At 72.7% G+C, this 13,477-nt stretch carries 9 protein-coding genes; 6 read left to right on the top strand and 3 right to left on the bottom strand.

Features of this window, described 5'->3' with window-relative positions:
* Nucleotides 1-8 precede the first annotated feature (8 nt).
* Nucleotides 9-1,031, bottom strand: a complete 1,023-nt coding sequence (locus tag ACZ4VK_RS29710; RefSeq protein WP_468358634.1) for a DNA topoisomerase IB — start codon at nt 1,029-1,031, stop codon at nt 9-11.
* A gap of 173 nt (nt 1,032-1,204) precedes the next feature.
* On the opposite strand from ACZ4VK_RS29710, the gene ACZ4VK_RS29705 reads away from it, so the two are divergent.
* The 6 genes from ACZ4VK_RS29705 to ACZ4VK_RS29680 all read left to right on the top strand — a co-directional run bounded on the left by ACZ4VK_RS29705 (nt 1,205) and on the right by ACZ4VK_RS29680 (nt 8,630).
* Entirely contained in the window at nt 1,205-1,861 is a 657-nt protein-coding gene (locus ACZ4VK_RS29705; protein WP_468358631.1) for a UdgX family uracil-DNA binding protein, read from the top strand.
* Nucleotides 1,862-1,977: 116 nt separating this feature from the next.
* Nucleotides 1,978-3,774, top strand: a complete 1,797-nt coding sequence (locus tag ACZ4VK_RS29700; protein ID WP_468358628.1) for a thiamine pyrophosphate-requiring protein — start codon at nt 1,978-1,980, stop codon at nt 3,772-3,774.
* A 107-nt stretch (nt 3,775-3,881) separates the two neighbouring features.
* Nucleotides 3,882-4,223 (top strand): DUF3040 domain-containing protein, encoded by a 342-nt coding sequence (locus tag ACZ4VK_RS29695; protein WP_468358625.1) that lies wholly within the window; start codon nt 3,882-3,884, stop codon nt 4,221-4,223.
* Nucleotides 4,224-4,321: 98 nt separating this feature from the next.
* Entirely contained in the window at nt 4,322-4,933 is a 612-nt protein-coding gene (locus ACZ4VK_RS29690) for an SRPBCC family protein (RefSeq protein ID WP_468358622.1), read from the top strand.
* A gap of 147 nt (nt 4,934-5,080) precedes the next feature.
* On the top strand, nt 5,081-5,524 hold the full coding sequence (locus tag ACZ4VK_RS29685; RefSeq protein ID WP_468358619.1) for an STAS domain-containing protein: 444 nt from the start codon (nt 5,081-5,083) through the stop codon (nt 5,522-5,524).
* A 118-nt stretch (nt 5,525-5,642) separates the two neighbouring features.
* Nucleotides 5,643-8,630, top strand: coding sequence for a hybrid sensor histidine kinase/response regulator (locus ACZ4VK_RS29680; RefSeq protein WP_468358616.1), 2,988 nt, complete (start codon nt 5,643-5,645; stop codon nt 8,628-8,630).
* Between the two features lie 58 nt (nt 8,631-8,688).
* Here ACZ4VK_RS29680 and ACZ4VK_RS29675 read toward each other — a convergent pair whose 3' ends face one another.
* Both ACZ4VK_RS29675 and katG read right to left on the bottom strand, forming a co-directional pair.
* Entirely contained in the window at nt 8,689-10,929 is a 2,241-nt protein-coding gene (locus ACZ4VK_RS29675; protein WP_468358613.1) for a SpoIIE family protein phosphatase, read from the bottom strand.
* Between the two features lie 262 nt (nt 10,930-11,191).
* Nucleotides 11,192-13,381, bottom strand: coding sequence for a catalase/peroxidase HPI (gene katG / locus ACZ4VK_RS29670; RefSeq protein ID WP_468358610.1), 2,190 nt, complete (start codon nt 13,379-13,381; stop codon nt 11,192-11,194).
* Between the last annotated feature and the right edge of the window lie 96 nt (nt 13,382-13,477).

Genomic DNA, 13,477 nt, shown 5'->3' with positions numbered 1-13,477 from the left:
GACCCCGATCACTCACCGTCATCGTCCAGGAGGTCGAGCACGGCGCGTTCGACGGCGCCCTGGGTCGCCGGATGACCGAACACGCCGTGCTCCCCGAGCCGTTCGAGCACGGGGGCCACGGTGACTCCCTCGCCGTACCGCTCGATGACGCGGGGCGCGATGTACGAGCCTCGGCAGACGGCCGGGGTGTTGTTCAGGTACGCGCTCACCTCCCGCACGGCCCGCCGTACGGCCCTCCGCCGTGCCGTCACGGACTCGGCCCCGGCCTCCTCGGACACCGCGAGCGCGACGGCGGCGAGGACGGTCGCGTGCCAGGTGCGGAAGTCCTTGGCGCTGATGTCGACGCCGGACCGGTCCCGCAGATAGGCGTTGAGGGCCTCGGCGTGCACCTCGTGCCACGCCCCGCCCTTCCAGTACGCGAAGAGCCACGGGCTGTCGTCGCCGCGCCGCAGGAGCGCCCGCACCACCTGGTGGACGGATCTGTCGACCAGGGCCGCGGTGACCTGCTTGCCGGACTTGCCGGGGTAGTCGAAGACGACCCGGCCGCCGGAGAGGTGGACCTGGTCCCGCCGGAGCGTCGTGAGGCCGTACGAGCCGTTGCCGCGTCGGTAACGGTCTCCGCCGACGCGGAAGAACCCCAGGTCGAGCAGGCGGGCCGCGCAGGCGAGGACGCGGTCCTCGCACAGGCCGCGGAGCGCGAGATCGTGCTCGACCGCCCGGCGCAGCCGGGGCAGCGCCGCCGCGACCTCGTGCACGTGCTCGTGCTTGGCGCGCTCCTGACGGGCCCGGAACTCCTCGTGGTACAGGTACTGCCTGCGGCCCGCGTCATCCGTGCCGACGGCCTGGACGTGCCCGTTGGGCCACGGGCAGATCCAGACGTCCCGCCAGGCCGGCGGAATCGCCAGGGCTCGCACGCGCGCCCGGTCCGCAGCCGGGAGGGGCCGGTTCCGTTCGTCGAGGTAGCGGAAACCCCGTCCGTGGCGGACACGTCGCCACCCCGGCCGGCCGGCATCGCTCATCCTCAGTCGCACGCCTTCCATGTGCCCCCGATCGGTGGGATCACGCCGGGTGAGCGGGCCAGCGGCGTTCGGCGAGAGGGCAGGCGGACCACCGCAGGCCCGCCATGGTTGGGCGTGCGGCGAGCGGGCAGCCGCCGGGAGACCCGAGAGGGACACCGCCCACCACCCGGCCGGGGAGGCGCAGCATGTCAGGCAGCAGCGACAGCGGACCCGCGCCCGAGGCGTACGACGCGACGCCCTTCCTGCCGCGCCGGGGAGGTCTGCCCGCGCACCGGCGGGCCGCCGCCGACTGCCGGGGCTGCCCCCTCTACCGGGACGCGACCGGGACCGTCTTCGGCGCGGGCGACACGGACGCGCGCGTGATGCTGGTCGGCGAGCAGCCGGGCGACCAGGAGGACCGCGAGGGCGTCCCCTTCGTGGGGCCGGCGGGGCGCCTCCTCTCCAAGGCCCTGCGCGAGGCGGGCATCGACGAGGAGGGCCTCTACGTGACCAACGCGGTCAAGCACTTCAAGTTCACCCGGGACGAAACCCGGAAGCGCCGTATCCACAAGGCGCCCAGCCTGCGCGAGACCCTCGCCTGCCGGCCCTGGCTCACGGCGGAACTCCGCCTCGTCTCACCCGAGTTGGTCATCGTCCTCGGCGCCACGGCGGGCCGGTCGCTGCTCGGCCCCTCCTTCCGCGTCGGCACCGACCGCGGAGTGCCGCGGCCCCTGCCCGGCGCGGAGGACGGGGCACGGGTGCTCGCGACCGTGCACCCCTCCTCCGTGCTCCGCGCACCGGACAGGAAGGCCGCGTACGAGGGCCTGGTCGCTGACCTCAGGACCGCGGCCGGGCTGCTCTGACCCGCCCCGGCGCGGGCCGTACCCCCACGTTTCCGCGCGGGACCCCCGGGCAGCCGCTCCGGGAACGAACCCGAACGAACGGGCGGAGCCCGCGAAACGAACGGAGGCGACCCGTCATGACCAAGGCGACGGTCGGCGACCACCTGCTCGACCGGCTGCGCGCCTGGGGCGTCAGCCATGTCTTCGGCTACCCGGGGGACGGCATCAACGGGCTCCTCGCCGCCTGGTCACGGGCCGGGGACGAACCCAGGTTCATCCAGGCGCGGCACGAGGAGACGGCCGCCTTCGAAGCCGTCGGCCAGGCCAAGTTCTCCGGACACGTCGGCGTCTGCGTGGCGACCTCCGGCCCCGGCGCCATCCATCTCCTCAACGGCCTGTACGACGCCAAACTCGACCACGTCCCCGTCGTGGCCATCGTCGGCCAGACGGCCCGCAGCGCCATGGGCGGCTCCTACCAGCAGGAAGTCGACCTCCACACCCTGTTCAAGGACGTCGCGAGCGCCTACCTGGAGACCGTCACGGTCCCCGAGCAGCTGCCGAACGTGCTCGACCGGGCCGTACGCACCGCCTACGCGCGCCGCGCCCCCACCGCCCTGATCATTCCGGCGGACGTCCAGGACCTCCCGTACTCCGCCCCCGGCCACGAGCACAAGATGGTGCCCTCCAGCCTCGACGTCAGCGGCTGGGCCCCGGTGCCCGACGACGGCTCCCTCGCCCGCGCCGCCGCCCTCCTCGACGAGGGCGAACGCGTCGCCATGCTCATCGGACAGGGAGCCGCGGGCGCCGCCCGCGAGGTCGGGGAGGTGGCCGAGGTCCTCGGCGCGGGCGTCGCGAAGGCGCTCCTCGGTATGGACGCGCTGAGCGACGAACTGCCGTACGTGACGGGCCCGATCGGTCTCCTCGGCACCCGCCCCTCGTACGAGATGATGCGGGACTGCGACACCCTGCTGACCGTCGGCTCCAACTTCCCGTACTCCGAGTTCCTGCCCCCGTACGGGCAGGCGCGGGCCGTCCAGATCGACATCGATCCGCACATGGTCGGGCTGCGCTACCCGTACGACGTGAACCTGGTCGGCGACGCGGCGACCACCCTGCGACGGCTCCTGCCGCTGCTCACCCGCAAGGAGGACCGCGGCTGGCAGGAGACCGTGGCCGGCGGGGTGCGCCGCTGGAAGACGGTCATGGAGCGCAGGGCCCGCGTCGCGGCGGATCCGGTCAATCCCGAGCTCGTGGCGGCGGCCCTCGACCCGCTGCTGCCCGACGACGCGATGATCACCTCGGACTCCGGATCCATGGCCACCTGGTACGCCCGCCACCTCACCATGCGGGGCACCATGCGCGGCTCGCTCTCCGGCACCCTCGCCACCATGGGCTGCGGAGTCCCGTACGCGATCGGCGCCAAGTTCGCCCACCCCGACCGGCCCGCCATCGCCCTGGTGGGTGACGGAGCCATGCAGATGAACGGCATGGCGGAGCTGATCACCGTCGCCAAGTACGCCGCGGAGTGGACCGACCCGCGACTCGTCGTGGCCGTCTGGAACAACGGGGACCTGAACCAGGTCAGCTGGGAGCTGCGGGCCCTCGGGGGGACGGCCCCCTTCGAGGCCTCGCAGGCCCTCCCCGACGTGCCGTACGCCGACTTCGCGCGCTCCCTCGGCATGACCGGCATCCGCGTCACCGACCCGGACCGCGTCGAAGACGCCTGGCGCGAGGCCCTGGCGGCGGACGGACCCTCCGTCCTCGACTTCCGTACCGACCCCGCCGTGCCCCCCGTCCCGCCGCACGCCACCTGGGAGCAGATGGAGGCGACGCTCGCCTCCCTGGCGCACGACGGCGGCCGCGGCCATGTCGTCGTCCAGGGACTCAAGGCGAAGGCGCAGGAGCTGCTGCCGGGCGGCCGCGGCGAACGCTGACGGCCGCACGGGGCTCCGGCGGCCGTCCCACGGGGGAGCGGTTCAGCCGGGTCTGCCTGGGCAGCGGCAGAACAGGACGCCCGTGAGAACGGCGGGAGGTGTCGGCGATGGACGAGGCCCGGCTCTCGGAACGAGAGCGACGCATCCTCGCGGAGATCGAGGAGCGGCTGGACCAGGACCAGCGGCTGGCCCGTCGGCTGCGCACGACGCGCGGCGGGCGGGCGTCCCCACGTCCGGCCGTCGGCGCGCGCCGAGGAGTGACCGCCCTCGGCCTCTGCACCCTCGGCGCCGTGACCCTGACCCTGCTCGTCCTGGCCGTCGCCACCGAGGCCCCGCTCCTGATCTGGGCCTTCGCCGCCGCCTGGGTGGTGACCCTGGTGGTCCTGCTGCGCCTGGTCGTCCGCTGGTCGAGGCGCATGGCAGCGACGCAACGAGGCCGCGATCGGTGACACGCCCTCCGCTTCCGCTGCGGGGGGTTACGAGGGGCCCCGGGCGGGTAGCCGCGCAGCCGTCCCGGTAACTCCACCGACCCAGGGAGATGACCGCGATGGTGCACGACACGATCAGAGTGGACGCCCCACTGCGCGAGGTCTACGACCAGTGGACGCAGTTCGAGGAGTTCCCCCGCTTCATGGACGGCGTGGAAGAGGTCCGGCAGCTCGACGACCGGCACTGCCACTGGCGGACGCGGGTCGCCGGGGTGACCCGCGAGTTCGACACCGAGATCGTCGACCAGCTTCCCGACGAGCGGATCGCCTGGCGCACCGTCGGCGGAGACGTACGCCAGAAGGGCGTCGTGACCTTCGAGCGCGTCGACGACTCCCGCACCGAGGTGACCCTGGCGATGGACTTCGAACCGGAGGGCGTCGCCGAGAAGACGGCGGCGGCCGTCGGCATGGTCGACAGCCGGGTCGGAAGCGACCTGCTCCGCTTCAAGGAGTTCATCGAGGACCGCGACAGGGCGACCGGCGCGTGGCGCGGCCGGCTGCGGCCCGCCGACGCGGAGGAGAGTACGGAGGGGCAGGGCGCCGCCGGTGCCGCGGGAGCCGCCCCGGGTTCCCCCACCGCCCCGCCCACGGCACCGCCCGGGCCCCGGCCCGGCGACGAGCCGCCCGGTCCTCCGCCCCGCCCGATGCCCGTGGACCCCGGGCACCTGTAGACGCAGGAGCCGGTCGTCGCCGGCCGAGAGGGAGCCCGACGGGGTCGGCGCCCGGTCGGTACGGCGACGGGAGGAGGTTCACGATCCATGCAGGATGACCATCGCACGGAAGCACACGTCGGAACGGAACACATCAGAACAGAACACATGGCAACGGAAAGCGTCGGGACGGACGGTGTCGGGATGGAACGGGTCGGGACGGCGCCGCTCGGAACGGCACTCGGCGCGATCGACACGGACCCGGCGGAGCCCCTGACTGTCGAGGTCCGGCCCGACACCCACGTCGCGGGGACGGTCCTACTCGTCGTGACGGGGGAACTCGACTACGGGACGGCGGCCCCCCTGCGCGACGCCTTGGAGGAACACGGCAGGGCCCGGCGGATCGTCGTCGACTGCTCGGGAATGCGGTTCTGCGACTCGACCGGACTCAATCTGCTCCTCAAGGCGCGCCTGAGGACGCTGGACGCCGGAGGACGGCTCGACCTCGCCGGACTGCGCGCCTCCGTGGACCGCATGTTCGAGATCACGGGAGCCCGGCAGGTCTTCCGGGTGTACGGGGACGCCCACGAGGCGCTCGCGGACGCGGCCTGAGCCCGGGGGCCCCCGGCCCGGCCGGCTCCGCCCGGCACGGCCACGGCCCCGGTCCTAAAGTGGAGTGGTGGGGCAGCCGCCGGGACCGGCGCGCACAGCCCCGTACGCGAGGTCCTTCATGGTAGAGCGCAGAGTGGTGCACCCCAGCGGCGAGAAGCCGCGCGACCGGACAGGCGCGGACGGCGACGGCGGCGACGAGGGCCTTCAGCGCCTGCTCGCCGGCCTGACCGCCGTACGGGACGGTGAGCTCTCCATACGCCTCGCCGAGGGCTCCGAGGGCGTCCTCGGCGAGATCGCCGGGGTCTACAACGACATGGTGGACCGGCTCTCCCTGCTCACCTCGGAGGTCACCCGCGTCGCGGGAGAGGTCGGCGGGCAGGGCCTCCTCGGCAGCCGGGTGCGCGAGGCACGGGCCCGCGGGGTGTGGCAGGAGGTCACCACCGGCGTCAACACCATGGCCGACAACCTCACCTCACAGGTGCGCTCCATCGCGCAGGTCGCCACCGCCGTCGCCCGCGGCGACCTCACCCAGAAGATCCGGGTCGACGCCCGCGGCGAGGTCCTGGAGCTGAAGGAGACCATCAACACGATGGTCGACCGGCTCTCCTCCTTCGCCGAGGAGGTCACCCGGGTGGCCCGCGAGGTCGGCACCGAGGGCAAACTCGGCGGCCAGGCCACCGTGGGAGGCGTCTCCGGCACCTGGAAGGACCTCACCGACAACGTCAACTCCATGGCCGACAACCTCACCAACCAGGTGCGCAACATCGCCCAGGTCACCACCGCCGTCGCCCAGGGCGACCTGACCACCCGCATCGACGTCTCCGCGCGCGGCGAGATCCTGGAGCTCAAGACCACCATCAACACCATGGTCGACCAACTGTCCTCGTTCGCCGCCGAGGTGACCCGCGTGGCCCGCGAGGTGGGCACGGAAGGGAAGCTCGGCGGCCAGGCGGAGGTCGAAGGAGTCTCCGGCACCTGGATGCGCCTCACCGAGAACGTCAACGAGCTCGCCGGGAACCTCACCCGCCAGGTCCGGGCCATCGCCGAGGTCACCAGCGCCGTCGCCGAGGGCGACCTGACCCGCTCCATCACCGTCGACGCCCCCGGCGAGGTCGGCGAGCTCCGCGACAACATCAACGCCATGGTCGAGTCCCTGCGCGCCACGACCCAGGCCAACCAGGAACAGGACTGGCTGCAGACCAACCTCGCCCGGATCACCGGACTGCTCCAGGGGACCCGCAGTCTGACCGAGATGGCCGAACTGGCCATGGCCGAGGTGCCGCCGCTGGTCTCCGCCCAGTACGGCGCCTTCTTCGCCGTCGAGGAGGACGAGCGCGGGCCCGGCCTTGTCATGGCGGCCTCGTACGGGCTGCCCGATGTGGGCGACGACGGCGAGCCGCGCCGCTTCCGCCCCGGCGAGGGACTCGTCGGACAGGCGGCTCGCGGCCGGCGCCCCCTCGTCGTGGACCCCGTCCCGCCGGGATACGTCACGATCTCCTCCGGCGTGGGCTCCGCCGAACCCCGCGCCCTGATCGTGCTCCCGATCGTCGTCGAGGACCAGGTCCTCGCCGCCGTGGAACTCGCCTCCCTGCACCCCTTCACGGGCCTGCGCCGCGACTTCCTCGACCGTTTCGTGGACAGCGCGGGCGCCGTCCTCAACTCGCTCGTCGCCAACCTGCGCACCGACGCCCTGCTCGGCCAGTCGCGCACCCTCGCCGACGAACTCCGCTCCCGCACCGAGGAGTTGCAGGCCCGCCAGCGGGAACTCCAGCGCTCCAACGCCGAACTGCAGGAGAAGGCCGCGCTCCTCGCCGAGCGCAACAAGGACATCGAGTCGAAGAACCGGGTCATCGAGCAGGCCCGGCAGGAACTGGAGACCCGGGCCCAGCAGCTCTCGCGCACCTCCATGTACAAGTCCGAGTTCCTCGCCAACATGAGCCACGAACTGCGCACCCCGCTCAACAGCCTGCTCATCCTGGCCCGGCTGCTCACCCAGAACCCGGACGGCAACCTGACGCAGAAGCAGGTCGACTACGCCGAGGTCATCCACTCGGCCGGATCCGACCTGCTCCAGCTGATCGACGACATCCTGGACCTGTCCAAGGTCGAGGCGGGCAAGATGGAGGTCCGGCACGAGCCGTTCGCCATGTCCCAGCTCCTGGAGTACCTGGAGTCGACCTTCGGCCCGGTCGCCGACGAGCGCGGGCTCCACTTCTCCGTGACCGTGGCACCCGACGTCCCCGGACACCTCACCACCGACGAGGGACGGCTCCGCCAGGTACTGCGCAACCTGCTCTCCAACGCGCTGAAGTTCACCGACAGGGGCAGCGTCGAGCTGACCGTCGAGCACTGCCCGCCCGACGAGGCGCCGGCCGCCCTGCGCGACGGCCGGCCCGTCCTCGCCTTCCGGGTCACCGACACCGGCGTCGGCATCCCCGCCGACCGCCTCCGCCACATCTTCGACGCCTTCCAGCAGGGCGACGGCACCACGGCCCGCCAGTACGGCGGAACCGGCCTCGGCCTCTCCATCAGCCGCGAGGTCGCCAGGCTCCTCGGCGGCACCATCGCGGTCGAGAGCGTGCCCGGCCGGGGCAGCACCTTCACCTTCCACCTCCCGGAGCGCGCGGGCGCCCGCGAACCGGCCACCGCCGAGGCGGCGGAGGACCAGGAGGACCGCGACGGCGGCCTCGCGAGTACGCCCTCGGGCGCCGGGGTCCCGGAGTGGGCCGGGAGCACCGTCCTCGTCGTCGACGACGACACCCGGAACGTCTACGCGCTCACCGAGGTCCTTGAGGCACAGGGACTGCGCGTACTGACCGCCGACGGAGGCGAGAGCGGCATCGCCCTGGTCGCCGCGCACCAGGAGATCCGGCTCGTGCTGATGGACGTCATGATGGCCGGGACGGACGGCTACCGCGCCATCGAGGAGATCCGGAAGCTCCCCGGCCGCGCCGACCTCCCGATCATCGTCGTCACCGCGAAGGCGATGCCGGGCGACCGGGCCAGTGCCCTTGAGGCGGGCGCCGACGACTACCTCGCCAAACCGGTCGACCAGGCGGAACTCCTGGTCAAGATCCGGCGCCGCCTGACGAAACCGGCGAAGTAGGGCACGGGCGAGGGAGAATCGCCGGCGCTCCTCAGGACCCGCGTACGGGGGCCCGGCTTCAGGACCCGCGTACGGCGTCCGGCTCCCGCAGCCGCACCGCCACGACACTGGTGTCGTCGTCGGTGTCCCCCGTCACCATGCCGAGCAGCCCGTCCACCAGCTGCTCCAGATCCGGCACGCCGGCGAGTTCCTCCGCCGCGGCGACCAGCCGGCCGAGACCGGAGCCCAGACCGTCGTGGCGCCGCTCCACCAGGCCGTCCGTGTACAGCAGCAGGGTGTCCCCCGGTCGTAGCGCGGTACGGCGCTCCTGGTACCGGGACGAGGGCGTCGCCCCCAGCAGGATGTCCTGCGGCGGGTCGAGCAGGGTCGCCCGGCCGCCCCTGAGCAGCAGCAGCGGAAGATGTCCCGCGCTCGACCAGACGAGTTCGCCGTCCTCCGGGTCGTACAGCGCGCACACCGCCGTCGCCGTGCTCCCGCCGCCCGTCCGCAGCGTGACCTCGTTGAGCCAGCTCATCAGCTGCCCGGGCCCCCGGCCGGTGAACGCGAGCGCCCGCTGCGCGTTGCGCAGGGCCACCATGCCGGTCACGGAGTCGATCCCGTGCCCGGCGATGTCGCCGACGGCCACCAGGACCTTGCCGCTGGGCAGCGGCAGGACGTCGTACCAGTCGCCACCCACCTGGTACTCCTCCGCCGCCGGCCGGTACCGCGAAGCCGCCATGAGGCCACCCGGCAGCTCCTGGAGGGCGGGCACCTCGGGCACGATCGCCCGCTGGAGCTGGAGGGCCAGCTGGTGACGGACGTCCGCCTGGTCACGGACGGCCGTGAGGTGGTCGAAGGTCGCCGTCAGGGCCAGCTCGGTGCGCCGGCTCGCCGACACGTCCTGGTAGACCCCGACGCACCCGGTGACCGTCTCGCCGTCCAGGAGCGGCTCCGCCACCACCCGGACATGGCGCACCGAACCGTCGGGAAGCACGGCCCGGAGCACGGTCTGCGCGCCCGCACCGCGTTCCGTCAGGGTTCTGAGCAGCTCGGTCAGCGCCCCGCCGTCGTCCTCGTGGATCCGCCCCCGGAGCGCCAGGAGCGGCACCGGCGGCTCCTGCCGGGACATCCCGAAGATGCCGTAGGCCTGCTCGGACCACACCGTCTCGCCGCCGTCCAGGCTGTCCTGGAACGTGCCGACCGTCTGGAGCCTCGCGACGGCCCGGCGCACCGCGAGCCCGGGGTCGCCGGCCGTGTGCCAGAGAACGACGGCCAGCTCCTCGCCGGCGGGCAGGACGCGTACGTCGAGGAGTGGCGAGGGACCCCCTTCCGGGCCGGTGTCGGCCGTCACGGGAAGCCGGGCGGCGTGCTGCGGACGCCTGGAACGGCGGACCCGCCGTTCCAGGCGGGTGAGCTCCCGGTGCGCCAGGGGGAAGACCCGGGCCAGGGACCGGTCCTCGGCGGGGAGCGGGCCGCCGAGCGCGGCGACGGCCTCCTCGTTGGCGTGCTCCACCGTCGGCGGGCCGGCCGTGCCGGAGGTGCGCAGGAGCACCGCCGGGTGGGTCAGGGCGTCGAGGACGTCCACGAGCACCGGGGAACCGGGCTCGGGGGAGTCGGGACGGTCGAGGACCGTGCTCGCGACGGTCATCAGACCGGTGACGGCCCGCCGTGTCCTGGTGTCGAACTCCATGGGCTCCGGCCAGCCGGCCAGCGCGAGGCCGACGGTGGCGCCCCGTCGGCGCAGCGGCACGAGCACACGGGCCGCGCCCGCCGAGGCCCCCGGCAGCGCGGCGGCGTCGGCCGGCCCGTCACCCAGCCACACGGGCGTGCCCTCGGCCAGAGCGGTCCGCATCGGCTCGGGGGCCATAGGGGGGATCCCCCGCCAGGCCTCGGCCTCCGAGGCGGAGACCCCGGCGCACCCGGCGAGCCGCAGGTACCCGGCCTCCGCACACCGCCACAGCCACAGACTGTCCGCGCCGAGCAGGGCGAGTCCGTCGTCCAGGAGCGTGCGGGCCGCCTCGCCGACGCTGTCCGCCGTCTCGGCAGCGGCGGACGCGCGGCGGAGCCGGCGGGCGGGGAGCGGCGAGGCCGGGCCGGGGTCCGCGCGCGGGTCCCCGGGCGAGGCGACGGCGTTCACGACGTCGGCGGCGAGGTCCTCGGGCGATGTCCCCGTCGCCCGGGCGGTCTCCTCCAGGTGATCGGCCGCCTCGGTCGTCGACTGCCCCAGCTGGACGGCGAGCATCCCGGTGGCGAGATCGATCAGATGACGGCGCGCCGCCGCCTCCCGCAGGCGCCGGTTCTCCGCGGCGAGCCCGGACACCGCCCCATGGACGGACCCCTCCGAGGAACCCCCGGCACCCGTCAAGGCGACCTCCGATCCGCCCTCGCTCGGACAGCTGGAGAAGTACAGACAGCGGGAGAAGCACAGACAGCTGAGAAGTTACGCATCTGGAGAAGTGACGTATCCGGAAAAATTGCGCGTACGCCTACGAATTCTACTCGCGGTCCCCTCCCCGCGGCCGGGGACCGGGGCCCCGGCGGGCCGGATACCGGATGGCCGGCGGCCCGCCGGGACCGCCGGCTCAGGACAGGTCGAACCGGTCGAGGTTCATGACCTTGTCCCACGCGGCCACGAAGTCGCGCACGAACTTCTCACCCGCGTCCTGGGACGCGTAGACCTCCGCCAGGGCTCGGAGCTGGGAGTGCGAACCGAAGACGAGGTCGACGGCGGTGGCCGTCCACCTGACCTCACCCGTGGCGCGGTCCCGGCCCTCGAACACGTTCTCGGTGGCCGTCGACGGCTTCCACTCCGTGCTCATGTCGAGCAGGTTCACGAAGAAGTCCGTCGTCAACGCCCCCGGCCGCTCCGTGAACACCCCGTGCCGGGCACCCCTGAAGCCGGCGTCCAGGGCCCGCATGCCGCCGACCAGAACCGTCATCTCGGGAGCGGTCAGCGTCAGCAGATTGGCCCGGTCGAGCAGGAGCGTCTCCGGCGACAGCTTCTCTCCCGCCCGGAGATAGTTGCGGAAACCGTCCGCCTTGGGTTCGAGCACCCCGAACGACTCCACGTCGGTCTGCTCCTGCGTGGCGTCGGTACGCCCCGGAGAGAACGGGACCGTGACGTCGTAGCCGGCGTTCCGCGCGGCCTGTTCGACGGCCGCGCAGCCGCCGAGGACGATCAGGTCGGCGAGCGACACCTTGACGCCGTCGGTCCTTGAGCCGTTGAAGTCCTGACGGATCCGGTCCAGGGCCTCCACCGTCCCCGCGACCTCCGGCAGGTCGTTCGCCTCCCAGTCCCGCTGCGGGGCCAGACGGATCCGCGCCCCGTTGGCGCCGCCGCGCTTGTCGGTGCCGCGGAAGCTCGCGGCCGACGCCCACGCGGTGGTGACCAGCTGCGGGGGAGTCGGCCCGGAGGCGAGGATCCGGCGCTTGAGGTCGGCGATGTCCGCGTCACCGACCAGCTCGTGATCGACCGCGGGAACCGGGTCCTGCCACAGCTGCGGCTCGGGGATCCACGGGCCGAGGTACCGAGAGACGGGCCCCATGTCGCGGTGGAGCAGCTTGTACCAGGCCTTGGCGAAGGCCTCCGCGAGCCTGTCCGGGTTCTCGTGGAAGCTCTTGGCGATCGGACCGTAGACGGGGTCGAGCTTCAGCGAGAGGTCCGTCGTCAGCATCATGGGCGCGTGCCGCTTCGACGGATCGTGGGCGTCGGGCACCGTGTCACGGGCCGAGGGGTCCGTGGGCGTCCACTGCTTGGCGCCGGCCGGGCTCGTCGTCAGCTCCCAGTCGTACCGGAACAGGTTGTCCAGGTAGCCGTTGTCCCACTTCGTCGGCTCGGAGGTCCAGGCGCCTTCGAGGCCGCTGGTGAGGGCGTGGGCGCCGGTGCCGCTGCCGCAGGTGTTCCGCCAGCCGATGCCCTGCTGCTCGATGGGGGCGGCCTCGGGCTCAGGACCGATGCAGCTGGGATCGACCGCGCCGTGACACTTGCCGAACGTGTGGCCGCCGATGATGAGAGCGGCCGTCTCCTCGTCGTTCATGGCCATCCGTCGGAACGTCTCGCGAATGTCCCGTGCGGCGGCGATCGGATCCGGATTCCCGTTCGGACCCTCGGGATTGACGTAGATCAGGCCCATCTGCACGGCCCCGAAAGGACCGGTGAGTTCACGGTCACCGCTGTACCGCTCGTCTCCGAGCCAGGTGTCCTCGGGCCCCCAGAAGACCTCCTCGGGCTCCCAGATGTCCTCACGGCCGAATCCGAAACCGAACGTCTTGAACCCCATGGATTCCATGGCGCAGTTCCCGGCGAAGACCAGGAGATCGGCCCAGGAGATCTTCCGGCCGTACTTCTGCTTGACCGGCCAGAGCAGACGGCGGGCCTTGTCCAGGCTCGCGTTGTCCGGCCAGCTGTTGAGCGGAGCGAAACGCTGGGCGCCGGAACCGCCGCCGCCCCGGCCGTCCTCGATGCGGTACGTCCCCGCCGCGTGCCAGCTCATCCGGATGAAGAGCGGCCCGTAGTGGCCGTAGTCGGCGGGCCACCAGTCCTGCGAGGCCGTCATCACCTCGAAGACGTCCCGCTTCAGCGCGTCGACGTCCAGGGTCGCGAATTCCTTCGCGTAGTCGAAGTCCGGGTCCATGGGATCGGACTGGGGCGAATTCTGGTGGAGCACCTGGAGGTCGAGCTGCTCCGGCCACCAGTCCCTGTTCGTCCTGGGGCGGGTCGGCGCGGGGGCCGGGGAGGGGATTGCCGGGTTCTCGCTTTCGCTGCCGGACACGTCCGTCCTTCTTCCTGTCGCGGTGTTTCCTTCTGCCGGCCGCCTGCTCCTGACATTCGCTTTTATGCATCGGGACGGAGACTCGGCGTCCGTATG

It is taken from the genome of Streptomyces sp. NPDC028711 (genome assembly GCF_055565415.1).
The sequence above is the reverse complement of the archived record's forward strand: the minus strand, read 5'-3'. Positions and strand labels throughout refer to the sequence as shown.